Source organism: Pallidibacillus thermolactis (genome assembly GCF_025660415.1).
GTDB lineage: Bacteria > Bacillota > Bacilli > Bacillales > Caldibacillaceae > Pallidibacillus > Pallidibacillus thermolactis.
In genome coordinates, this window is sequence record NZ_JAOUSE010000003.1 from 81,694 (window position 1) to 105,893 (window position 24,200).

The following is a 24,200-nucleotide window of genomic DNA, read 5'->3' on the forward strand; positions in this document are numbered from 1 at the left end:
ATTTGATGTAACCGTTTTCAATATAAAATTAATTAATTACTTAAACGAAATTTTGTTCTTTTTGTTCATAAGATAAATGAAAACGATTCAGTAATAATACAAAAACAAAGGTTTGCTCAAAGTAGCTGATCCTACTTTAAACAAACCTATTAATCTATTAATTCATGGTCTATTCAATTAGCTAATATCCTTTTTCTCCCACTTGCTGTCCATTTCAAAAGTAATCACGCCGAGTTCATGATGTTCACCTTCATAAAGAGCACGGTTGACAAGGCGATTTTCCCCTTGATCGTCAATAACTTCTAATTTGCAATAGGCACGGTTCAATTGTAAAGCTTCATAATACTGTTGCGTTGTTTGAACTTGAACACCATTAACGGTACGAATAACATCACCAATCTGCAGTCCCATTTTGTCAGCAGGCGATCCAGGGATAATATCAAGGACAACAATTCCTTGATTGCCTCTCGAAAAGTAAAAAATTTGTGCATCATCTTTTACATAGTAAACTACAGAAATAAGAATACGTCCGATTATTGCAATTCCGACAGCAACGATAGATGCAATTGGATACCAAAAACCTACAGCACTAATAAATGTAACAATAGTTCCCAATATCGTAACTTGCTTACCAATCACTCGTACGCCTCGTTCTGGATGTTGGCTACGGATTTGAGCACCAAATCCTAACCAGAATGGAACAAATAAAAAGGTAAATCCTCCGCTTGCTGTCGGAACAATTGGCCAAAAATCAATTGGAATGGATAGTGCGTTAGATGGAATTAAGACAAGCATAGGAATAAGCCATAATCGTTTTGATTCATGAATACCAACTCTCAGTCCTCGTTTACTGCGGACTAATTTTGGTGAAGTATGTTGGGAAGCCGATTTATTTATTAAGTTACCTTCGATAAGTAAAAGGAAGCCCGTAAGTAATGCTGCACCTGGAATAACCTCTTTTGTCACTTGGTCTAAAATTCCTTGCAAGATTGGTAATTCAATACCACTATATTCAATCGCCAAAATTATAAAAAAGGAAATCCCAAACGTGTAGGCAGCTGACAAAGCACCCGGTTTCAAAAATATGGATAAAATAACGGTAACAACAGTTAGGGTAAAGACATACGCCAAAGGAATCATAAAACCAATGAGGAAGGCTACAATTGAAAAAATTAGCCCTAGTAACCATCCCTTTTTTATATATGTGCGAAATTCAAACCAACCATCTTTGACTCGGATCGTAAAGTTTTTCCTCTCCCGCTTCACCCGAATATAACCTAAATACACAGCGAACAATAAACCGAGATAGAGCAAAGGGTTAAAGAAAAATGCACCCAATCCTTTCCCTAATTGAATGAACCACTCCATTCAAGCACCTCCTTTTTCTTCATTTTATATAAATTCGTGATAAAATAGATTTTGAGTTTTTCTTCTATTTTAACAAAAATAACATAATATTCCTATTTATATTCTTTTTAAGTTTATTAACCGAAATTTGGAACAATTGAGCAAATACTATCAAGAGATGGATAGCATTCTATGAATAATTTTTTAGCTGATATCTGGCCGTTCACCCCAAAAAAAGAAGCACCTCAATGGTACTTCTCTAACGATTAAAGTCAATCCTTATATTCAAAATATTTTAATGCCATTTGTAACTGACGATCATTTTTCGCATCCGCTTGTTTTTCACGAATTTTCTCTTCCATCGCTTCTGCCGTTTTTCCATCAATTCGCCCGGTTACAGGCAACTTATTTTCCTCTTGGAAAAGCTTCACAGCCGCCTCTGTTGTTTCACTAAAATACCCATCTACACGTCCTGGCTCAAGACCTAAATTTTTTAAAATCATTTGGGCATATTTTACTTGCTCATGATTCATATCAACATGTAAGGACTCATCAATTTGTAAGGGGTGTAATTGATATAACTCTGACTGGCTAACATGAATATCCGGTTCAATCCCTTTTTGATGGATCCAGTTACCATCTGGTGTCAACCATTTATACATCGTCAATTTAATATTACTTTTATCTCCTAAATCAACTTGCTGCTGAACAGTCCCTTTTCCGAAGGTCCGCTCACCAATAACTGGATATCCTTCCGCTTCTTTTAATGCTGCAGCTAAAATTTCAGAAGCTGAAGCACTTCCTTTATCTGTCAAAACGACAACAGGATACGGTTTCTCTTTCTTTGTTTTAGAAAAGATCTTCTCCCGACCTTGGTCGCGATTTTCAATCTGTAAGATTGGCTTTTTACTTGATATAAATTCTCCGGCAATTTCTTCTACACTTGTTAACAATCCACCAGGATTGCCACGGACATCGATAATAAGCCCTTCTATTCCTTGCTCCTCTAACTCAGCCAATTGTTGCGTAAAGTCTTTGCTCGTTTCTCGAGAAAAGGATGTAATTTCAATATAACCGATCTTTTTATCGTCACTTTCAAACACGTTGGAAAAGACCGTTTCAATTGGGATCGTATCCCTGACCACTTCAATCGTTAACGGTTTACTTACACCTTCTCTTACAATTTCAAGTTCAACTTTTGTCCCTTTTTCGCCACGGATTTTTAATGTTACTTCATATACATCTAAGCCTGTTACTTCTTCACCGTCTACACGAATAATTTCATCATATGGTTTCAAACCGGCTTTCTCTGCAGGTGAATTTTTAAACGGGGCAACGATAATAATTTTTCCATCCATTTCCGTTACTTCAGCACCAATGCCTTGAAAAGATGAATCTAGTGAACTATTAAATTGTGCTGCTTTTTCTTCATTCATGTACACAGAATATGGGTCATTTAGTGATGCAAGCATGCCTTCGACTGCACCTTCTATGAGTGTCTTTGACTCAACTTCTTCCACATAAGACTCTTTGATTAATTGATACGTCTTTTGAATTTTAGCCATATCCAAATCTTCACTGGTTGTTGAAGGTTGGAAAATCGTCCCCTCTTGATTTGTATCATCTAATTTCTCATCATTCGCTGTGAATTGAATTCCTAAATACGTACCGAATGATGTTAAAACCATCGTACAAATTAGCAAGATCACAACATGGGATTTCCGCAAACTTGTCCCTCCTCTATTATATGGCTCGTCTAAATAGATCATTTCGAGAATCAATACGCCGCATTTTTTAAGAACGATGATATAATTCTAAAAAAACTATATGATTCGAAAGGACAAGTTATGCTAAAAACGAAATTTCTCTAGAACAGTTTTTATAAATTTTTTCTCACGTTCAACATTTTGTTGTATAATAGTTAAGTGATTTAAATTTTCAATTTCGGTGCTTCCGAATGAAAAATAGACTTGGGTTGTCCAATGTTGGAGGATCAGCCCCATCCAAATTAAAATCTTTTCGAAAGGCGTGTTTCTATGGGTCGTAAATGGAATAACATCAAGTATAAAAAAGCAGAAAAAGATAAAAATACAAGCCGCATTTATGCAAAGTTCGGCGTTGAAATTTATGTAGCTGCAAAAAAAGGTGACCCTGATCCAGAGACAAACCAAGCGTTAAAATTTGTAATTGAACGGGCAAAAACATATAATGTGCCTAAACATGTTATCGAACGGGCAATTGATAAAGCAAAAGGCGGTGCCGATGAACAATATGACGAACTTCGTTACGAAGGTTTTGGTCCAAATGGTTCTATGGTGATCGTTGATGCATTAACAAACAATGTTAACCGTACTGCTTCTGATGTTCGTGCTGCTTTTGGTAAAAACGGTGGAAATCTTGGTGTCAGTGGTTCAGTTTCATACATGTTTGATTCAACTGCCGTGTTTGCCTTCGATGGTAAAACACCAGATGAAGTTCTTGAAATTTTAATGGAAGCAGACATTGATGTGCGCGATATCTTTGAAGAAGACGGTTCCGTCGTTGTTTATGCCGAACCAGATCAATTCCATGCGGTACAAGAAGCTTTAAAAGCAGCTGGTATTGAAGAGTTTAATGTGGCGGAATTAACGATGCTTCCACAATCAGAGGTAAAATTAGACGCAGAGGCACAAGAACAATTTGAAAAGCTAATCGATGTATTAGAAGACCTTGATGATGTACAACGTGTTTATCATAATGTTGATTTAGACAGCGAAGCATAATCTTATTCTATTAAAAAGGGAAAGGGCTGAACACAAATGATGGTGTCAGCCCTGTATTTTTCATTACTTTTTTGTTTATTTTTGCGAAAGATATAACTTTCCATCTTTACCAAAATAAAAATCCTGCCAGCTTTCAAAACGGGGTAAGAGAATTGACCGATTATACGGTTGGTCTTTAATAAAAACACGTACAGATTCGTTCAACAACGTTTTTAATACATAGGGACTATCATCAAAATAATAGTCTAACTGCAACTCTTGAATAAAATTAATTTTTTCTTCATCCTTCATTCCCCAAAAGAAATGATCCTCTTTTAATGGAAACCCTTTTTCTTTTAACCATTGTTTTGTCCGGTCTCCATGACGTTTGGACCGAGCTGTAATATAAAAAATGTCGTGACCTTTATTTACGAGAGTTTGTAAAAATTCCAATGCCCCTGGGAAAGGTTGAATATCGGAAAAGTAGATCTCATCTTCCATATTCTGCCACATTTTACTACCTTCAATATCATCCATTCCAAAAGGTTCATGAATTTCCAACCGTTGAATTTGATAAAATTCTTCAATTGGTACTTTTGTATTCAACTTTTGATTGTAAATATGAAATGCCTGTTCCCGTACATTAATTAACGTATCATCAATATCAAAGCCAAACCTCATTGAATTCCCTCATTTATCTTATGTTTAAGTTCATTATAGTATGTTTATATGTGTAATTGAAATTTTTATTACTTATCGCGATTGCAAAACATATTTGCCTACTGAATATTTTTAGAACGAACACTAATTGTGCTACTTAAATATTGGATAACCGGTAAACTTCCAATCGACACCGATTTGTTCAAAGGTACAATCAACGAGTTCAATCGCCTCACTCATTACTGCAAGCCCATTGCCTTCTAAAAACGTTGGGGCGTCCTTTCCGCCAATTAATTTTGGTGCGATATATAAAACGATTTTGTCAATGAGTTTTTTTTCAAAAAAGGACCCATTTACAGTGCCACCTGCTTCAATAAATACTGATGTTATACCTTGTTCTCCTAAAATGGTCAGTACTTCTTCAGGGTCGACAAAATCAGAATTGCTCGTATGGAACACTTTCACACCAGCTTCAACTAACTTTTCGACTTTTTTTCCATCAACCTCACGTCCTGTAAAAATCCATGTCGGCGCTTTTCTATCTTTAACAACCTTAGCATCTAAAGGAATTCGTAAACGTGTATCCATGATCACCCGAATGGGATGACGTCCACCTGGAATTCGTGCTGTTAATTCGGAATTATCCTTTATAATCGTATTTACACCGACTAAAATCGCTTCATTTTCACTGCGTAAGTGATGAACATCGGTCCTTGCGTCATTGGATGTTATCCACTGGCTATGACCCGTATGTGCAGCAATTTTACCATCTAATGTCGTCGCAGCCTTTAATGTCACAAAGGGCTTTTTTGTCACAATATACTTATTAAACACTTCATTCATTTTACGAGACTCTTTTTCGCGAACTCCGATAATTACCTCGATACCTGCTTCCTCTAAAATTTTCACACCACGGCCAGCGACAAGAGGATTTGGATCAAGAGTCGCAATAACTACCTTCGCTACGCCTGCTTCGACTAATGCCACAGCACATGGACCGGTTCTACCGTGATGGGAACAAGGTTCTAACGTGACATAAGCCGTTGCACCCTTGGCTTTTTCACCGGCCATTCGTAACGCATGAATCTCTGCATGAGGCTCACCAGCCTTCATATGTGCACCAATGCCAACTATTTCGCCATCACGAACAAGGACAGAGCCTACTAACGGGTTTGGTGAAGTTTGTCCTTTCATAGCGGAAGCATTTTTTAACGCTAAATCCATATAAAACTCATGATTAGTCATTATTACATTTCCCCTCATGATCACGTAAATGTCCAGCCCTGGCAACCTTTGTTTCTAAATACTTTTCATTATACTCCGAAATATCCCCCCAAAGTGGTACTCTCCCTTTAAGTGGCATACCAGCTTTCCGTAACGCTTCTAATTTACGCGGATTATTTGTAATTAATGTAACAGGATTTGTCCGTAATGCTTTTAACACGCGAATTGCATCATCGTAATTACGGGCATCATCCTCAAAACCAAGTTGTAAGTTTGCCTCTACAGTGTCATAACCATTTTCTTGCAAAATATACGCCATTGCCTTACTAAATAAACCAATTCCTCGCCCTTCATGGTTCGCTAGATAAAAGATTGCCCCACTACCATGTTCAACGACCATTTTCATTGATTGTTTTAATTGGAAGCCGCAATCACATCGTTTACTACCAAAAATATCGCCTGTATGACAAATCGAATGCAAACGTATAAGCGCATCATCACTATATTCGAAGTCACCGTAAACAAGGACACTCGATTGTTGTAGCTCGGCCAAATTAATAGACGACAATTTTTCAATAATTTTTTCTGTACCATCGACTTCCGTACATTTTAACCAACAATACCATTTAAACGTAACCGTCTTTCCGTACAAATTTACCGGTAACTTAATGGGACCTACTAAATAGATCACCTTATCATCTGTTTGAATCATTTGTATTTTATCTTCTATCAATGAAATTACTTTTTCATCCAATTTTGTAACTGTCATCGTAATCCCTCATTTATACCAATTAAGTATTTTATACAAAAGGCACTAGAACCTTCATCTAAAAATTAAACTATTCAAAAATTCATTATAAATATTTATTTTGAAATTGTCTTGTGAAAAGTCTCCCATATTCATATGTTCTTACTTTTCGAATACCTCATTTATATTTTGCACAATGACCAATTCCTTACTTGCTACATAAACTTCCAAATTTTCCTTCATATTAGCGTGCACATAGACAAGAATATCTAGGAGTCAGCAAGGTTCTAAAAGTAGATCTTTTCGCTAAATCTGAGAAAAAGTACGTTCAACATGACGATGAAAACAGTTTTTACCACGATCCTTTGATAAAAGTGCGTTCACTATGCCTTTGAAAGCAGTTTTTGCCACAATCTTTTAAAAAAAGGCGTTCACTATGACGATGAAAGCAGTTTTTACCCCAATCCTTTGATAAAAGTGCGTTCACTAAGCCTTTGAAAACAGTTTTTGCGCCAATCCTTTGAAAAAAGTGTGTTCACTATGACGATGAAAACAGTTTTTACCACAATCCTTTGATAAAAGTGCGTTCAATATGCCGATGAAAACAGTTTTTACTACAATCCTTTAAAAAAAGTGCGTTCACTATGCCTTTGAAAACAGTTTTTACCGCAATCCTTTGATAAAAGTGCGTTCACTATGCCGATGAAAACAGTTTTTACCACAATCCTTTGAAAAAAGTGCGTTCACTATGCCTTTGAAAACAGTTTTTGCGCCAATCCTTTGAAAAAAGTGCGTTCACTACACCTTTGAAAACAGTGTATATTCATCAGCCCCAAGTTTATCTAGGTACAGGCTGCCAAAAACAGCTTTACTTACCAATATTGTATTGTTTCTCACGAAAAAGGGAATCATAAATTTCAATTAAAAAAGAGGACTACGCATTAGCATAAAAGCTAATCAATAGTCCCCTTCATGATTAAAACGAGATATATTTTCGCGGATCAACAGCATTTGATTTCGAACCATTCCATAATCCCTCATGCATTTCAAAATGGAGATGGACACCTGTTGAAGCACCTGTTGTCCCTTTTCCACCAATATATTGACCTTTTGATACAACTTGTCCTTCGCTAACTGCTCTTGAACTTAAGTGCGCATATACTGTTTCATATTGTTTACCATCAATATAGTGAATTATATATACTACATTACCATATGAACTTGAGAAGTACGAGCGATGCACCACACCATCAGCAACAGAATAAACAGCATCACCTGTTGCCCCACCAATATCGATTCCGGCATGTAATTTTTTCGTGCCGTGGATTGGATGAACACGATATCCAAATTCGGACGTTACAGGCCCAGACGTTGGTCGAACAAAGTTACCATTTGAAGCAGGGGCTTTATAAGTTGGTTTTGATGTATTTGAAGTATTCGATGTGCTTGATGATTCTTGTGAAGCTTTGGCTGCTTCCCTTGCTTTACGAGCCTCTTCTGCTTTTCGTTTTGCTTCTTCTGCTTTCCTTTTCTCTTCTGCTTTCCTTCTCTCTTCTTCTTTCCTTTTTGCTTCTTCAATCGCTTTTTGCAATGTTGCTTCTTGAGATGCATACAATTGTTGTTCTTCTTCTAGGCTCATCACTAATTCTTCGTGTTCATGAACTTCTTCTTCTAATTGGGCATAAAGTTTGTCTTTTTCATCTTTTTTCTTTTCTAATTCAGCTTTAGCATCTTCTAATTGTTTTTTTAATTGTAAAACATTTTCCCGCTCAGTTTCTACCCTTTTTTTGTTTTCAGCTAAAAGACGATGGTCAGCTTTATGTTCTTCAATTATATTTTTATCAGCATCCATTATCGTTGATACAGCAGTAACTCGACCGATCAAATCAGTAAAGCTTTGTGAACCTAACAAAACATCAAGATATGAGACATTACCACCACTATGTTGGATAGCACGAATTCGATCTTTTAGTAGCTCATCACGTTTTGCAATTCGTTCTTCGGTTTCTTTAATATCATTTTGTAGTTGAACAATCTCGGCATTTTTTTCTTGAATTTGCTGATCTGTTTCTCTAATTTTTTGTGCCGTTTCATTGATCTCTACATCCATTTGTTTAATTTCAGCTTTTAACGCTTCCTGTTGATTTTCTAATTTATTAATTTTTTGTTTTACTTGTTCTTTTTCATTATTAATTTGTGACTTTTTTTGTTGGGCTTCTTGCTTTTGTTTTTCTAATTCACTAATTGATTCCGCGTAAACTGAACTACTTAGTAACGTGCTAAGTAACAAAACAAAAGTCCCGATAAGGGAAAAATATTTGCGTTTCAATGATTTGCCTCCTCTTCCCTTATTAGTAATAGATTCGTAGATTGATTATGTATATTTAAAGATGAAGTCAAGGGACACCAGAAAGATGTCCCCAATAAATGAATCTTAGTTGGATTGATTAAGCACTTTCGATTATCACCTTTTAAACTTTTAAGAACTTTCGAATGGACATTAAACTTCCTGCCACACCGATAACACAACCCATTAATAGTAATAGGCCACTTAATTGATAAACAAAAGGTGAAAAGTCTAATAATTGGATAAACGTGCTTCCAAGATGTGGCTCGAGATAGCTTTGAACGTTCTTGTAAATAATAGCAATGATACTAATAGGAATAATCGAACCAAATGCTCCTAGCCAAAGACCTTCAAGGAAGAATGGCCAACGGATAAATCCGTTCGTTGCTCCTACTAATCTCATAATTTCAATTTCTTGTCTTCGAGCGTTAATTGTAAGTTTAATTGTATTGGAGATTAAGAAGATCGCTGTAAACAATAACCCAATAATCAATACAAGCCCTACATTTCTTGCAATACTAATAATTTGAAACAATTTTTCTGTTTGCGCTTGTCCATAATTCACATCATATACAAATTCAAGTTTTTGAATTGCTTTTGCAACATCGCCAGTAGATTCTGGATTTCTTGCTTTAACGATAAACGCATCATTTAATGGGTTATCCTGTTCATAAAGTTTTAAAACTTCTCCATCTTCACCAAAACTTTCAATCAATTCATTTAGCTCATTTTCTTTCGAAGAGTAGATAACCGATTCTACACCTTTTAGCTCATTGATTTGTTGTTCCAATGCTTTTTTCTGATTTTCATCAGCAGTCGTTTCAACCAATACCTTAATTGAAACATCTTTTTCAATTGAAGTAGCGACAGAGTTTAAATTCATAATAATGGCGAAAAACACACCAACCAATAACAATGTCACCGTTACCGCACCAATAGATGCAGCTGTCATCCAGCCGTTCCGAAAAATACTTTTAAAACTTTCTCTCGCATGTCGTCCGATAGTTTTAATTTTCATAGCCGTATTCACCTCGTTGTTCATCTCGGACAATCGTACCTGCATCTATGGCGATAACCCGGTGTTTAATTTCATTAACAATTTGTTTATTATGTGTAGCCATGATAATCGTTGTCCCTCGGGCATTTATTTCTTCAAACACACGCATAATTTCCCAAGAATTTTCCGGATCAAGGTTACCTGTCGGTTCGTCAGCTATTACAAGACTTGGTGAATTCACAATGGCCCGTGCAATTGACACACGTTGTTGCTCACCACCAGATAATTCTGTAGGAAACATACGAGCTTTATGTTTTAAATTTACAAGTTCTAACACACTCATTACACGTTTCTTAATCACTCTAGGTGATTCTTCAATAACTTCTAGTGCAAAAGCTACATTCTCATAAACAGTAAGTTTCGGTAACAATTTAAAATCCTGAAAGACAACACCTATACTTCTACGAAAAATCGGGACTTTACTATTTTTCAATTTCGTTATATCAATTCCGTTGACGAAGATTTTTCCCTTCGTTGGTTTTTCTTCACGATACATCATTTTAATAAATGTCGATTTACCAGCACCACTTTGCCCAACGACATATACAAATTCACCTTGTTCTATTTCAACATCTATCCCATTAACGGCGACTACTCCGTTCGGATACTTTTTATATACATTTTCCATTACAATCATTTGTAATCACCTTTACCATTTTCAAGTATTCTTTTTTACACAAATCCAAAATTATTACTATGCCGTTCTACCCAATTCTACATATTACACATTATAACATCATTTTTTGACATAAAAAGCTAAAATTAAATTACAAATATATTTCAAGTCCTAGAATAAATTGGCGCATTATCTACTATCTTGTAAAATTACTAGAGCTTATGTTGAATTATGTTTTCCTCTATCCATTATACATACATTATAGAAAATAGTAACCGTTAATTTTCCCCAAATAAAACAGCTATAATCCACCTATAGTTTTGTATCGGCATGTTAAAATGGATGTTTAGGAATCGAATTGGATTTTTCCAACTTTTTACTTAATATAACAGAAAAAACAAGGACTTTTTATTCAGATAAGTAGTGCCACGTTCGATATGTGAATCTCGTCACAACCACCATTATCCATATAGAAATCAAAATTCTATCTTTTCACAAAAATAAATGAAATTTTAAAAAAACCAAACCACTTATGTGATTTGGCCCAAAAATAAATTTATTTATGAGTCGCTAACCAATCCGCGACTTTTTTAGCATCTTTCCCCTTCAAAAATCCCTTTGGCATGGATCCCTTTCCATTTAAGATGATTTCTTCAATTTCTTCACTACTATACTTGCTCCCAATTTTGTCTAAATCAGGTGCGTATCCTTCCCGTAAATCCATACCATGACAACTCGCACAAGATTGACCATAAAGTTGTTCAGCAGACAATTCTGAATCATGGACATCACTATTGTTATTTCCTCCACCACATGCACCCAAAGTCAATACAAGCAATGCGCCAATAAAGACAAGCAGAAACGTTTTCTTCATTTTTCTCCCCCTCGTTCTTTTGTAAATGTTGATTACTTATATGCATAGCAACTTGGTCAAAGACGTTTATTTATGAAATCTTGTTAAAACCTTGTCCTAATACTTCAGCAGCATCAAGAACAATGACAAAGGCAGCTGGGTCAATCGAGCGGACAACTTGTTTTAAATTCGTAAATTCCGATTGATCGATGACAACCATTAATGGATGACGCTCTTCGTCCGTAAAACCACCAAAAGCTTTAAATTTTGTTAAACCACGGTTAATTTCATGGAAAACTGCCTCGCGTACTTTTTCTTCCTCATTTGTAATGATAAAAACCATTTTTGAACGATTTAAACCAATTTGTACAATATCAATCGTTTTGCTTGTAATAAATAAAGCAATTAATGCAAAAAGACCTTTTTCGATATCAAATACTATAGCAGCCGATATAACGATTAACCCGTCGATGATGGCTACACATTTTCCAAGAGAGATGTTCGTGTATTTGGCTAATATTTGTGCCGCCAAATCCGTTCCGCCTGTAGATGCATTTCCTCGAAAGACAATGCCAATCCCTAATCCGACACCTATGCCACCAAAAATGGCTGCTAACATCGGCTCCATTGTCCACGGTTCCATATCCTTTGTTAAAAAAACAACAAACGGTAAAAAAACAGTACCTAACAACGTTTTTAAACCATAAATATAACCAAGAATCAAAACGCCGGCAATAAATAACGGAATATTTAATGCCCATTGTACATAGGCGGGCTCCCAACCAAATAATCCATATGTAAGTGTACTAATTCCGCTTACACCACCTGAAGCAACCTCATTCGGTAATAAAAACGCATTAAATGAGATCGCTACAATAGAAGAACCAATCAGTACATAAATAATATTTTTAACTTTTTCATAAAATGGAATTTGTATGGTTTTTGCTCTTCGCTTCATAAAAGAACTCCTTATGTATAAAAACTCGATTCCAAAATCTATTCTATGTTTTTCCATATACAAAATCAATGAAAAGCGGTGGTTATCATCCCACCGCAATTTTATTATATACTCAAACGTCCATTTCAAACCGTTTGATTTTATTATTGTATTGTTGTACGTAAATAAGCATCAATAAATTGATCAATTTCACCATCCATTACCGCACTTACATTGCCTGTCTCCACATTTGTTCGATGATCTTTGACCATCGAATACGGATGGAAAACATAAGAACGAATTTGACTACCCCAACCGATTTCCTTTTGCTCACCACGGATTTCCGCTAGTTTCTTTTCTTGCTCTTCAACTTCTTTTTGATACAATTTCGCCCGTAACATTTTCATTGCTGTTTCACGGTTTTGTAATTGAGAACGTTGAGCCTGACTAGACACAACAATTCCAGTTGGGATGTGAGTAATCCGAACAGCTGAAGACGTTTTGTTTACGTGCTGTCCACCCGCACCACTTGCTCGGAACGTGTCAACTCGAATATCTTCCGGACGTATTTCTATTTCAATGTCATCCGATACTTCTGGCATTACTTCACAAGAAACGAAGGAAGTATGTCGTCTGCCGTTGGAATCAAATGGAGAAATCCGTACTAAGCGATGAATGCCTTTTTCTGCTTTGAGATAACCATAGGCATTGCGACCTTGAATGGATAATGTCACACTTTTTACTCCAGCTTCCTCACCAGGTAGATAGTCCAATACTTCAACTTTAAAGCCCTTGTGCTCTGCCCAACGTGTATACATTCTTAGTAGCATGGAACACCAATCTTGAGATTCTGTACCGCCAGCCCCTGGATGTAGCTCTAAGATTGCATTGTTTTTATCATATGGGCCGTTTAATAATAATTGTAATTCAAATCGATTTAAACGACTTGTTAGTTCTTCTAATTGCTCTTCAAGTTCTTGTTTCATCTCAGCATCAGGTTCTTCTTTAATCATTTCATAGGCAACTTCTAAATCTTCATACGTTTCATTTAACGCATGAAATTCATTAACTTGATCTTTTAAACCATTAGCCTCTTCAATGATTGCCTGTGCCTTTTTTTGATCATTCCAAAAATCCGGCATCGACATAATTTCATCTAGCTCAGCAATTCTAGCCTCTTTATTTTCTAAGTCAAAGAGACCCCCTAAAATCTGCTAAACGTTTAGCTGTTTTTTCAAGTTCATTTCGAATTTCTGCTAATTCCAATGTAAATCACCTCTATCATTATTTATTCCTAACTTTTTACTATGTTAACAAAATACCCCATATTTTTATCTTGTCGAATATAATTATTTTAATTTTCAACGCCCATATTTTCCAGGAAATTTTTTGACAAAATTTAGGATAAATTACTGTCGTTTTCGCAAAAAATCAATGCACTTGTTGAAATCAGTTTGATTTTGTCGAAGGGACATATTTTCACACAAAAACAAATCCAGTTTGATCGCTAGACTGTTACACACAATGATCTTCAGTAAAGTTTGCCTATAGTCCAAAAAGAGGAGGAGATAGCCCCCACTTATTAAAAATTACACTGGAAATAAGCTATATAATCTTTATTGTGCTACTTTTCCATGACAGTTTTTATATTTTTTTCCACTGCCACATGGACAAGGATCGTTTCGACCAATTTTATTTTCCACTCGAATTGGTTTTCTTTTCGGCTTTTGGTCGCCGTCCGATGAAGGAATGACTGCTTTCCCTTTAGCAACTTCTTCACGTTTCAAGTTATCTACAATTTGTGCCTTCATAATATATTTCGCCACATCATCTTTAATTGCTTCAATCATATGATTGAACATTTCAAAGCCTTCTGTTTGATAAGCTTGTAATGGATTACTTTGACCATAAGCTCGAAGATGAATTCCTTGACGGAGTTGATCCATGGCATCAATATGATCAATCCATTTCGAATCAACAGAGCGTAACACGATGACTTTTTCAAATTCGCGCATCTTGTCTGAACCGAGCTCTTCTTCCCTTTGATCATAAATTTCTTTTACTTTTTCAAGAATAAAGGAAATAAGCTCCTCTTGTTCTTTCCCTTTCAAGTCATCCAAGGTGACGACACCTTCAGGTAATAAATTACCGTGTAAGTAGTTTAACAATCCTTGTAAGTTCCAATCTTTTTGATCCGGTTCAGATGTAAAGGCATGGACATTTCGCTCAACAACATCTTTAATCATATTTTCAACAATTTCTCTAAGATTTTCCGAATCAATCACTTCAAAACGTTGCTTATAGATTACTTCACGTTGTTGACGAATAACATCGTCATATTCTAATAGTCGTTTACGTGCATCATAGTTATTCCCTTCCACCCGTTTTTGTGCCGATTCGACAGCACGGGTAACCATTTTACTTTGAATTGGTTGGGAGTCATCCATTCCTAATTTTGTCATCATGCTCTTCATATTATCAGAGCCGAAACGACGCATTAGTTCATCTTCCATTGATAAATAAAATTGGGTTACCCCTGGATCTCCTTGACGTCCGGAACGACCACGAAGCTGGTTATCTATCCGCCGGCTTTCATGACGTTCTGTCCCGATGACCGCTAAGCCACCTAATTCCTTGACACCTTCCCCAAGTTTAATATCAGTACCACGACCGGCCATGTTCGTAGCAATTGTAACAGCACCTTTTTGACCGGCATTTGCAATAATTTCTGCTTCACGGGCATGGTTTTTCGCGTTTAAAACATTATGAGGAATTCCTTTTCTCTTCAACATTTGAGAAATTAATTCAGAAGTTTCAATCGCAACCGTACCAACAAGTACAGGTTGTCCTTTTTTATGCCGTTCGGCGATATCTTCTACAACCGCTCTGAACTTTCCTTCCATTGTTGTATAGATTAAATCTGGACGGTCTTCACGAGCTATCGGTTTGTTTGTTGGAATAACCACAACATTCATACCATAAATATTGCGGAACTCTTCTTCTTCCGTTTTTGCTGTACCTGTCATACCGGCAAGTTTTTGATACATACGGAAATAGTTTTGGAATGTGATCGTTGCCATCGTTTTACTTTCATTTTGAATTTGTACGCCTTCTTTTGCTTCGATGGCTTGATGCAATCCATCACTGTAACGACGACCTTTCATTAAACGTCCAGTGAATTGGTCAACGATGACAATCTCACCGTCTTGAACAACATAATCCACATCCCGTTGCATGATGGCTTTAGCACGTAAAGCTTGGTTAATATGATGGTTAATATTTACATGCTGAACACTAAATAAGTTATCAATCCCAAAGTATTTCTCTGCTTTGTTAATCCCTTCTTCAGTTAATTGAACGGTTTTTGATTTTATATCTACGTTATAATCTTCATCTTCTTTTAACCCATTTACAAAGGCATTCGCTTGAATATACAATTGGGTTGATTTTTTAAGAGAACCAGAAATAATAAGCGGTGTCCGTGCTTCATCAATTAAGATCGAGTCAACTTCGTCAATCACAGCAAAGTTCAATGGTCGCTGAACCATTTGTTCTTTATAAAGAACCATATTATCCCGCAAATAGTCAAAGCCAAATTCATTATTTGTACCGTAAGTTATATCGGCATTATAGGCAGCTTGTTTTTCTTCACGTGTTAATTCATTTAAGTTTAGACCGACCGTAAGTCCAAGAAACTCGAAAATTTGCCCCATTTCGGTCGCGTCACGTCTTGCCAAATAGTCGTTGACTGTGATCACGTGAACCCCCTTACCAGAAAGGGCATTTAAATAAACAGGCATTGTCGATGTTAACGTTTTACCTTCACCTGTTTTCATCTCGGCAATATTTCCTTCATGTAAAACGATCCCACCCATTAATTGGACACGGTAAGGATAAAGGCCGAGTACACGTCTTGCCGCTTCTCTTACAACAGCGAACGCTTCAACTAATAGATCATCTAAAGTTTCACCTTTTTGTAACCGTTCTTTAAACTCATCTGTTTTTGCCCGCAGTGCATCATCACTTAACCTTTCCATCTCAGGTCCAAGCGCTTCAATTTTATCTGCTTGTTTGCCTAATCGTTTTAATTCTCTTTTGTTAAAATCAAAGATTTTTTCTAAAATACTTGCCATTCAACAACGCTCCTTTTAAAAATTGAAAAGCTAATGGTTTAAAAGTAATGGATTTATCTATGTCCAGCCCCCTGGGGCTCAATTATCCAACTAAAACGGCAAGTTTTCATAATGCCCGTTTTTCATACCTTTTAATATAGTGACCTTATCACAAGACAAGTACACGTTGCAAAAAGACGTTCCATATTATTTAATATTATCACTAATCCACAAACAGTGACAACAATACCACAACGATTTAACAAGTTTTTACAATTTATTATTCACATAATAAACATTAAATGTAGGAAGGTAATATATTATTTATAATGGATGTTAATCCATAAAAACCGCTATTGTGTAATGATGAACATTTGAATATAATTAGAAAGGCAAGTGGACTTCTTTTTCCACTCGCCTCCATATAATCGCTTATTTTTTAAACTGTTTCGATTAGACCATAGCGTCCGTCTTTTCTGCGATATACAATGTTTGTGTTGTTTGTTTCGGCATCTGTATATACGAAGAAGTCGTGACCGAGTAGGTTCATTTGTAAAACGGCTTCTTCACTATCCATTGGTTTTAAATCAAAACGTTTTGCGCGGACAATTTCAATATCTTCTGTATTTTTATCTTCTTTCGTTACAGCTCCATTAACAAATATATCTTTTTCTTTTAATTCTCTTGCTTTACGATTTACTCTCGTTTTATATTTACGAATTTGTCGTTCAAGTTTATCGGCTATAAGATCAATGCCAGCATACATGTCCTCATTTACTTCTTCAGCTCGTAATGTTAATTGAGATAATGGAATCGTTACTTCCACCTTTGTCCTTTTGTCATTGTACACTTTTAAGTTCACGTATACTGTAGCATTTAACTCGTCATGGAAATACTTTTCTAATTTGCTGATTTTCTTTTCAGCATAGTCTCTAAGTGCTGGAGTTACTTCAATATTCTCACCACGGATGTTAAAGTTCATATGCTAACTCCTCCTTTTCGTTTCTATATATTAACTATTCGTTAATTCAGGGTAAAATTCCTGCAAATCCTACCGAAAAATTTGTCGAATTCTTGAACTTTATGCGATCTATAAGAAAAAGTGAGCATGTATGAAATATTGCAAGTCAGTTGTAGTGGTTAGCATAGTATCTTTGCATATGCGATAGGTTGAACAAGTCGCTTGCAAGTTACACATAGAAAGTTCTACATATTTTGGATGATGTAAGCGACTTTCAATGAAATTTTTTCAATAAGTGACATCGACTTTAAATATAGCGATCACGACCTGCGAGAAAACCAAAGAAGGCCGTTAAAACACTTATACCCATTAAAGAAAAAATGGGGACAACCCATGCTGCTGTCAAATCAAATAAAAAACCAATGAGTAATGGCCCGAATGCCGCAAAAACATAACCAAGGGATTGAGCCATTCCTGATAGTTCCGATGCCTTTTCTGCATCTTTTGTACGCATTCCTAAAAAGGATAAGGCTAATGAAAATGTTCCTCCTAAACCGACTCCTATTAATATGATACTGATTACCATTAGCCACCCCATTGTCGTCATGGAAAGTAAGACATATCCAATAAGACTACACGCACAAATACCGATAGCCACCATTTGTTGTGACCGAAAGCGAGCCGCGATAATAGGCACAAAAAAATTAGCAGGTAATCCGATTAATTGGCAAAAAGATAGAAACCACCCAGCTGTTTCCCTTGTTACACCTTTGTTATGTAGAATATCGGGAAGCCACGTAATCGTGGAGTAAAATAGAAAGGATTGTAATCCTAAAAATAATGCAATTTGCCAAGCAAGGGAAGATGTCCAAAGGTTGGTTTTCTTGTTATTTAAAGGCGAATCTTTCCTTGTGACTGCAATTGGTTTATCAAATTTTAGTAAATAACCCCAAACAAGTATGGCAATAAAAACTGGAATAGCCCAAATTGCTAGTGTGATTTTCCAACCGAGGTTCATACCAATTGCTAATGGCACACTTAGTCCTGATGCTAAAGCTGCAAATAAACTCATGGAAGTTGTATAAACACTTGTCATAAATCCAAATCTTTCCGGAAATTGATCCTTAATAATTCCTGGTAAAACAACATTTAATATAGCAATCCCTGCACCAATAATAAAAGTTCCAACGATCAGTGGAATGAAATGTGCAACGAGCCGCATCATTAAACCAATAAAAAGTAAAATTAATCCAATGATTAGAGTCTTTGAATTTGAAGTTTTTTTGACTAACCTTGGCACAATTGGAGATATGATTGCAAAGGCGATGACCGGTAAACTTGTTAACAACCCTGCTATACCATGGGATAAATGCAAATCATCTTGAATGAAATTTATTAAAGGACCGACTGAAGTAATGGCAGGACGTAAATTAATAGATACTATGACAATTCCGATAAGAAATAAAACGGTATAGGCTAACACTGATCTCACGAAGAAACTCCTTTCCAATACTTCTTTTGAAAAGTGTAGCGAGTTTGCTTTTCGCACAAAAATTAGATTTTTCGCACGTTTTTTTCGAAATTCGCACACAAAATACGATTTTCGCACATTTTATCAAGGTTTTCGCACAACTTTCCGGCGAATCGCACACTTTTTTATAAAAATCGCACAATACACAGGCTCTCTAAGTGTAAAAACGGCGATTTCTCTACTTTTATATCAATTTGAACTATTTCTTCACAACATTCAACCGAATTTATATGTATTTTTCATGTTTTTCAAAAATAAAATGTAAAAAAATATTTTCCATTACAATTATAAATAAAATCCACTTAAAACGGCTGCCACAATATCGAAAAAAATTGACATAAAAAAAGAGACCGGTCCATGACCGATCCCAATAATGACAAATCCAAACTTGTACATGAATTATTTGACTAATGCTTCCACACGACTTACCACATTTTCAACAGTGAATCCATATTCCTTCACGAGGACATCACCGTTTCCAGAAGCACCAAATTTATCAATTGCAAGCACATCACCTTGATCGCCAACATATTTTTCCCAACCTAAAGAAGATGCCATCTCAATCGCTAGGCGTGCTTTAACACCAGAAGGTAAGACACTTTCTTTATAAGCTTCATCTTGTGCCTCAAAACGATCCCATGAAGGCATGCTGATGACATTTACATCGATACCTTTTTCTTTTAATACCGCTTGAGCCTCAATAGCTAACGAAACCTCAGATCCAGTTGCAATTAACAACGCATCTGGTTTTTCTTTTTCACCTTTACTTACAACATAAGCACCACGTTTTACACCTTCATAAGCATTTTCTGCTGTTCCAGGCAAGGTTGGTACTTTTTGACGAGTTAATACAAGAGCTGTCGGTGTTTCTTTACTTTCTACAGCTAAACGCCATGCTGCTTGCACTTCGTTTGCATCAGCTGGACGGATGACAGAAAGATTTGGAAGCGCACGTAATCCAGCTAATTGTTCAATTGGTTCGTGGGTCGGACCATCTTCACCTACGGCAATAGAATCATGTGTAAACACGTAAGTTACTGGTGCTTTCATCAATGCAGATAAACGAATAGCTGGTTTTAAGTAATCACTAAATACAAAGAATGTTCCACCTTGAACTTTCACACCACCGTGTAGAGCCATTCCGTTTAACGCTGCACCCATCGCAAATTCACGAACACCGAACCAAATATTACGGCCAGCATAGTTATCCGGACCAAAATCGCCTGCATCGTTAACATAGTTTTTATTTGAACTGAATAGATCGGCACTTCCACCAATTAAATTAGGTACTGTTTTCGCAATCGCATTTAACACCTTACCAGAAGATGCTCGCGTTGCAAGTTTATCTTCTTCTGCTTTAAATACAGGTAAGTCTTTATCCCATCCTTCAGGAAGTTCGCCTTTCATTACTGTTTCAAATTCAGCTGCTTCTTGAGGGTATTTTTCTTTATATGCTGCAAAAAGTTCGGTCCACTCTTTTTCAACTTTTTGGCCTGGTTCAACAATTTTCGCTTTGAAGTCATCATAAACTTCACTTGGCACTTCAAAGTCTGGATAATCCCAACCATAGTATTCTTTCGTTAATTTAATTTCATCTTTACCTAACGGTGCACCGTGCACATCAGATTTACCAGATTTATTTGGTGAACCGTAACCAATGACCGTTTTCACTTCAATTAATGTTGGTTGCTCCGTATTCGCTTTCGCTTCCTTAATCGCAGCACGAATCGCATCTAAATCATTTCCATCTTCAACACGAAGCACTTGCCAACCGTAAGATTCGAAACGTTTCATTGTTTGATCAGAGTAAGCACGATCTAAGTCACCGTCAAGAGAAATATCATTAGAATCATATAACACAATTAACTTACCTAATTTTAAATGACCAGCTAATGAAGCTGTTTCATGGGAAATTCCTTCCATTAAGTCCCCGTCACCAACAAGGGCGTATGTATAATGGTCAACAACAGGGAAACCGTCTTTATTATACTTAGCGGCTAGGAAACGCTCAGCCATTGCCATCCCTAAAGCCATGGAAATTCCTTGACCAAGTGGTCCCGTTGTTGCTTCCACACCGTCAGTATCCGTTACTTCAGGGTGTCCTGGCGTTCTTGAGCCATATTGACGGAAGTTTTTCAAATCGTCAATCGTTACATCATAACCTGATAAATGTAGCAAACTATATAAAAGCGCTGAACCATGACCAGCAGACAAAACAAAACGGTCACGATCAAACCATTTTGAATGTTTCGGATTATGTTTCATAAAATCGGTCCAAAGTACATATGCCATTGGTGCCGCACCCATCGGTAACCCAGGGTGACCGGAGTTCGCTTTTTCAATCATATCAATGGATAATGTACGAATGGCATTTACAGATAATTGTTCAACTGATTTTACCATTTACTCCACTCCTGTCTTTTTCAACTATTGTTCCAACTTGCTATTAAGTTATGGAAGTACCTATCGATTATACGAAAAAAGAAAAGCTTCCGCATTCTATTTTATAAAAAAATATTTCATAGAGCGAACATCTCTTAATATAGTATGTAAAAAAATTAGGATCTTAATCGATTAAGGAACAAGTACATGGAAACACGTTATGTACTTGTTCCTTGATTATAAAAACGAATTAATCTTTTTTCGGAACAGATTTCCAGTCTTCTAAAAATTGAGCAATACCTTTGTCTGTTAATGGATGACTCCATAGTTTAGGGAATAGTGAACCTGGAATTGTCGCAATATCTGCTCCAGCAATTGCCGCCTCTTCAACGTGAGCAAGACTACGTACACTTGCTGTAATAATTTCCGTTTCATATCCGTAGTTATCTAAAACCGTTTTCAAACCATGGATTAAATCCATTCCATTCGTACCAATATCATCTAAACGGCCAACGAATGGGCTAATATATGTAGCACCCGCTTTCGCAGCCATTAAACCTTGTGCCACAGTAAAAATCAATGTTACATTTGTTTTAATGCCTTCTTTAGAAAGAATGTTTACAGCTTCTAGGCCAGCTTCTGTCATCGGAATTTTAACAACAACATTGTCTGCCCATTTTGCAAGTTCACGAGCTTCTTTAACCATTTCCTCCGTAGTCGTGCCAATCACTTCAGCACTTACCGGGCCTTCTACGATACTACAAATCTCTTTAATGACTTCTTCAAAGTCTCTGCCTTCTCGCGCAATAATCGTTGGGTTTGTCGTTACACCATCAACTAAGCCAAGACGGTTAACCCTTTTAATTTCTTCAATATTCGCTGTATCTAGAAAAAACTTCATCTTCTAAGACCTCCTACAGTGAGCAATAAATTTGTGAAGAAATGCTCAGTTTCAGTATACCGTAAATTTTTGTCTTTTCCATTAATAATGATCAATTGTAAAAAATTTATTATAAACTTTTATGAAGGTCATGTACTAATTACAATTTATTGAACCATCAATAATGGACTTCCCATCTGTAGTTAAAAATTGTTGTTCTTTTTCTACAATCTTATCAACTTTACGTTGGGATCCTCCTTGCCAACTTACACTTAAATATGTTTTTACAACTTTTTTCGCCACTTCTGAACCGATAATCTGAGCTCCCATTGTAATAATTTGTGCATTATTACTTAATTGTGCACGTTCTGCAGAATATACATCATGGGCCATTGCAGCACGAATACCAGGATATTTGTTAGCAGCAATACATACACCAATTCCTGTTCCACAAACAAGAACTCCACGTTCCACTTCACCCTTACTTACACCTTCTGCTACTTGAAAAGCAACATCTGGATAATCAATCGCGTCCTTCGAATAACAACCATAGTCGACAACTTCATGGCCCAATTCTTCCATATATTTTTTTACCGTTTCTTTTAATTCAAACCCATTATGATCACTTCCAACTCCAATCTTCAACTTCATGTATCCCCTTTCATTTTTTGAATTTTTTTACTTCTATTTGAAATGATATAACAACCACCTTTCTTTTTCAAGTGATTACAATCGTTTGTTTTCAATTCGATAAAAAACAAAAAATATTTATATTGATTTTCCGTAAATCCCGCAGCGTTAACTTTCATTGTGCAATAATGTTTAAAACTCATATATGGAGTTAAAAATATAACTAGTCTTATTGACTGCTTGTTTTTTCAACTTGCTTATTTTCGTATTATTTATTAAACTAATATAGGTATAATTATTATTTTTTGTTTTTCCTTTTTTTTATTTTCATTGAGAATTTTTTGTAAAGGGGGGAGATGTTGTATGAAAAAACTATTTGCTACTGAAAGAAGACAATTAATATTAGACATTTTACGTGATAAAAAAAGAGTTACAGTTAAAGACTTAGCAAATGATGTTAACGTTTCCGAAGCAACATTACGAACGGATTTAAATATATTAGAAGATGAAGGTCTACTAACTAGAACACATGGTGGAGCCATTTTAAACGAAGAACAATTGCCACCTAAAAAGAGTTTTTCGGAACGTGAAAAGAAAAATCGAAAGTCAAAAATTACAATCGCAAAAAAAGCAATCAACCTAGTTGATCATAAAGATTGTATTCTACTTGATGCAAGTACAACTACACTCGAACTGGCTCGTTTACTTGCAGAATCAAATAAACAAATTACAGTCGTTACAAATGGGTTGTCACAAGCCATTGAATTAAAAGAAAATCCAGCAATCAATGTTATTTTGATTGGTGGCATTATTCGAATGGGTTCAATGGGAATTGAAGGACTATTAGGTAGTAGTATCCTCAATCAAATCAATATTGATAAAATGTTTACATCTGCAAGTGGATTTACCATTGAAGAAGGTCTAACTGACTTTAATGTATATGAAGTTGAGTTAAAAAGAAAAATGGTAGAAAAGTCAAATAAAATCGTTGCGTTATTAGATAATACAAAAATTGGTACAAGTTCAATTGCATCCTTTGCAACGACTGAAGAAATCGATACGCTTGTTGTCGATCATGAATTAACTCCAGAGATTCGTACAGAATTAGATACTAGAGGTATAAAAGTTTTATAATCCACCTTTTAAACACGTAAGTATATGAAATTTTTGCCAT

At 36.0% G+C, this 24,200-nt stretch carries 19 protein-coding genes; 2 read left to right on the top strand and 17 right to left on the bottom strand.

Annotated features, from left to right (window positions below):
• Positions 1–177 precede the first annotated feature (177 nt).
• Together OEV82_RS02070 and OEV82_RS02075 are read right to left on the bottom strand one after the other, a co-directional pair.
• Positions 178–1,368, bottom strand: coding sequence for a PDZ domain-containing protein (locus OEV82_RS02070; RefSeq protein ID WP_263060837.1), 1,191 nt, complete (start codon positions 1,366–1,368; stop codon positions 178–180).
• 251 nt (positions 1,369–1,619) lie between these two features.
• A complete protein-coding gene (locus tag OEV82_RS02075) occupies positions 1,620–3,074 on the bottom strand; it encodes a S41 family peptidase (protein WP_263060838.1) in 1,455 nt (484 codons plus the stop codon).
• Between the two features lie 309 nt (positions 3,075–3,383).
• Here OEV82_RS02075 and OEV82_RS02080 point away from each other — a divergent pair, with 309 nt between their 5' ends.
• Entirely contained in the window at positions 3,384–4,109 is a 726-nt protein-coding gene (locus tag OEV82_RS02080) for a YebC/PmpR family DNA-binding transcriptional regulator (RefSeq protein WP_173659844.1), read from the top strand.
• Between the two features lie 75 nt (positions 4,110–4,184).
• On the opposite strand, the gene OEV82_RS02085 is transcribed toward OEV82_RS02080, so the two are convergent.
• The 15 genes from OEV82_RS02085 to rpiB form a co-directional block, all read right to left on the bottom strand.
• Positions 4,185–4,769, bottom strand: a complete 585-nt coding sequence (locus OEV82_RS02085) for a 5' nucleotidase, NT5C type (protein WP_173659842.1) — start codon at positions 4,767–4,769, stop codon at positions 4,185–4,187.
• A 132-nt stretch (positions 4,770–4,901) separates the two neighbouring features.
• Entirely contained in the window at positions 4,902–5,993 is a 1,092-nt protein-coding gene (gene ribD / locus OEV82_RS02090; RefSeq protein ID WP_263060839.1) for a bifunctional diaminohydroxyphosphoribosylaminopyrimidine deaminase/5-amino-6-(5-phosphoribosylamino)uracil reductase RibD, read from the bottom strand.
• Positions 5,986–6,741 carry a GTP cyclohydrolase II gene (locus tag OEV82_RS02095; RefSeq protein ID WP_173659838.1) on the bottom strand — a complete coding sequence of 252 codons (756 nt, stop codon included), beginning with the start codon at positions 6,739–6,741 and terminating at the stop codon, positions 5,986–5,988. Before OEV82_RS02095 ends, ribD begins: the two co-directional genes overlap by 8 nt.
• Positions 6,742–7,696: 955 nt before the next feature.
• Positions 7,697–9,049, bottom strand: a complete 1,353-nt coding sequence (locus tag OEV82_RS02100; protein WP_263060840.1) for a murein hydrolase activator EnvC family protein — start codon at positions 9,047–9,049, stop codon at positions 7,697–7,699.
• Positions 9,050–9,191: 142 nt separating this feature from the next.
• A complete protein-coding gene (gene ftsX / locus OEV82_RS02105) occupies positions 9,192–10,085 on the bottom strand; it encodes a permease-like cell division protein FtsX (protein WP_263060841.1) in 894 nt (297 codons plus the stop codon).
• The gene (gene ftsE, locus OEV82_RS02110) at positions 10,075–10,761 is read right to left on the bottom strand and encodes a cell division ATP-binding protein FtsE (protein ID WP_173657714.1); all 687 of its coding nucleotides are present in this window, start codon (positions 10,759–10,761) and stop codon (positions 10,075–10,077) included. Before ftsE ends, ftsX begins: the two co-directional genes overlap by 11 nt.
• A 535-nt stretch (positions 10,762–11,296) precedes the next feature.
• The gene (gene cccB, locus OEV82_RS02115) at positions 11,297–11,614 is read right to left on the bottom strand and encodes a cytochrome c551 (RefSeq protein ID WP_263060842.1); all 318 of its coding nucleotides are present in this window, start codon (positions 11,612–11,614) and stop codon (positions 11,297–11,299) included.
• Between the two features lie 70 nt (positions 11,615–11,684).
• The gene (locus tag OEV82_RS02120; RefSeq protein ID WP_263060843.1) at positions 11,685–12,551 is read right to left on the bottom strand and encodes a YitT family protein; all 867 of its coding nucleotides are present in this window, start codon (positions 12,549–12,551) and stop codon (positions 11,685–11,687) included.
• Between the two features lie 143 nt (positions 12,552–12,694).
• Positions 12,695–13,796 (bottom strand): peptide chain release factor 2 gene (prfB, locus tag OEV82_RS02125; protein WP_263060844.1). Its coding sequence is split into 2 segments (ribosomal slippage): positions 12,695–13,723 and positions 13,725–13,796, totalling 1,101 coding nucleotides; the frame shifts between segments, so codons are not numbered across the junction.
• Positions 13,797–14,146: 350 nt separating this feature from the next.
• The gene (gene secA / locus OEV82_RS02130; protein WP_173658373.1) at positions 14,147–16,663 is read right to left on the bottom strand and encodes a preprotein translocase subunit SecA; all 2,517 of its coding nucleotides are present in this window, start codon (positions 16,661–16,663) and stop codon (positions 14,147–14,149) included.
• Between the two features lie 418 nt (positions 16,664–17,081).
• Positions 17,082–17,624 carry a ribosome hibernation-promoting factor, HPF/YfiA family gene (gene hpf / locus OEV82_RS02135; RefSeq protein WP_173658372.1) on the bottom strand — a complete coding sequence of 181 codons (543 nt, stop codon included), beginning with the start codon at positions 17,622–17,624 and terminating at the stop codon, positions 17,082–17,084.
• Positions 17,625–17,910: 286 nt separating this feature from the next.
• Positions 17,911–19,095, bottom strand: coding sequence for a CynX/NimT family MFS transporter (locus OEV82_RS02140; RefSeq protein WP_263060845.1), 1,185 nt, complete (start codon positions 19,093–19,095; stop codon positions 17,911–17,913).
• Between the two features lie 438 nt (positions 19,096–19,533).
• Positions 19,534–21,537 (bottom strand): transketolase, encoded by a 2,004-nt coding sequence (tkt, locus tag OEV82_RS02145; protein WP_263060846.1) that lies wholly within the window; start codon positions 21,535–21,537, stop codon positions 19,534–19,536.
• A gap of 229 nt (positions 21,538–21,766) precedes the next feature.
• Positions 21,767–22,417 carry a fructose-6-phosphate aldolase gene (fsa, locus tag OEV82_RS02150; RefSeq protein ID WP_263060847.1) on the bottom strand — a complete coding sequence of 217 codons (651 nt, stop codon included), beginning with the start codon at positions 22,415–22,417 and terminating at the stop codon, positions 21,767–21,769.
• A gap of 135 nt (positions 22,418–22,552) precedes the next feature.
• On the bottom strand, positions 22,553–23,041 hold the full coding sequence (gene rpiB, locus OEV82_RS02155; protein WP_173658736.1) for a ribose 5-phosphate isomerase B: 489 nt from the start codon (positions 23,039–23,041) through the stop codon (positions 22,553–22,555).
• 348 nt (positions 23,042–23,389) lie between these two features.
• Here rpiB and OEV82_RS02160 point away from each other — a divergent pair, with 348 nt between their 5' ends.
• Positions 23,390–24,160, top strand: a complete 771-nt coding sequence (locus OEV82_RS02160) for a DeoR/GlpR family DNA-binding transcription regulator (protein ID WP_263060848.1) — start codon at positions 23,390–23,392, stop codon at positions 24,158–24,160.
• Positions 24,161–24,200 lie beyond the last annotated feature (40 nt).

What these genes read in the sequence shown, in the direction of transcription:
- OEV82_RS02070 (WP_263060837.1), bottom strand. Translation starts at nt 1,368, where the DNA reads ATGGAGTGGTTCATTCAATTAGGGAAAGGATTGGGTGCATTTTTCTTT.
- OEV82_RS02080 (WP_173659844.1), top strand. Translation starts at nt 3,384, where the DNA reads ATGGGTCGTAAATGGAATAACATCAAGTATAAAAAAGCAGAAAAAGAT.
- tkt (WP_263060846.1), bottom strand. Translation starts at nt 21,537, where the DNA reads ATGGTAAAATCAGTTGAACAATTATCTGTAAATGCCATTCGTACATTA.
- secA (WP_173658373.1), bottom strand. Translation starts at nt 16,663, where the DNA reads ATGGCAAGTATTTTAGAAAAAATCTTTGATTTTAACAAAAGAGAATTA.
- ftsE (WP_173657714.1), bottom strand. Translation starts at nt 10,761, where the DNA reads ATGATTGTAATGGAAAATGTATATAAAAAGTATCCGAACGGAGTAGTC.
- cccB (WP_263060842.1), bottom strand. Translation starts at nt 11,614, where the DNA reads ATGAAGAAAACGTTTCTGCTTGTCTTTATTGGCGCATTGCTTGTATTG.
- OEV82_RS02095 (WP_173659838.1), bottom strand. Translation starts at nt 6,741, where the DNA reads ATGACAGTTACAAAATTGGATGAAAAAGTAATTTCATTGATAGAAGAT.
- OEV82_RS02085 (WP_173659842.1), bottom strand. Translation starts at nt 4,769, where the DNA reads ATGAGGTTTGGCTTTGATATTGATGATACGTTAATTAATGTACGGGAA.
- hpf (WP_173658372.1), bottom strand. Translation starts at nt 17,624, where the DNA reads ATGAACTTTAACATCCGTGGTGAGAATATTGAAGTAACTCCAGCACTT.
- OEV82_RS02120 (WP_263060843.1), bottom strand. Translation starts at nt 12,551, where the DNA reads ATGAAGCGAAGAGCAAAAACCATACAAATTCCATTTTATGAAAAAGTT.
- ftsX (WP_263060841.1), bottom strand. Translation starts at nt 10,085, where the DNA reads ATGAAAATTAAAACTATCGGACGACATGCGAGAGAAAGTTTTAAAAGT.
- ribD (WP_263060839.1), bottom strand. Translation starts at nt 5,993, where the DNA reads ATGACTAATCATGAGTTTTATATGGATTTAGCGTTAAAAAATGCTTCC.
- fsa (WP_263060847.1), bottom strand. Translation starts at nt 22,417, where the DNA reads ATGAAGTTTTTTCTAGATACAGCGAATATTGAAGAAATTAAAAGGGTT.
- OEV82_RS02160 (WP_263060848.1), top strand. Translation starts at nt 23,390, where the DNA reads ATGAAAAAACTATTTGCTACTGAAAGAAGACAATTAATATTAGACATT.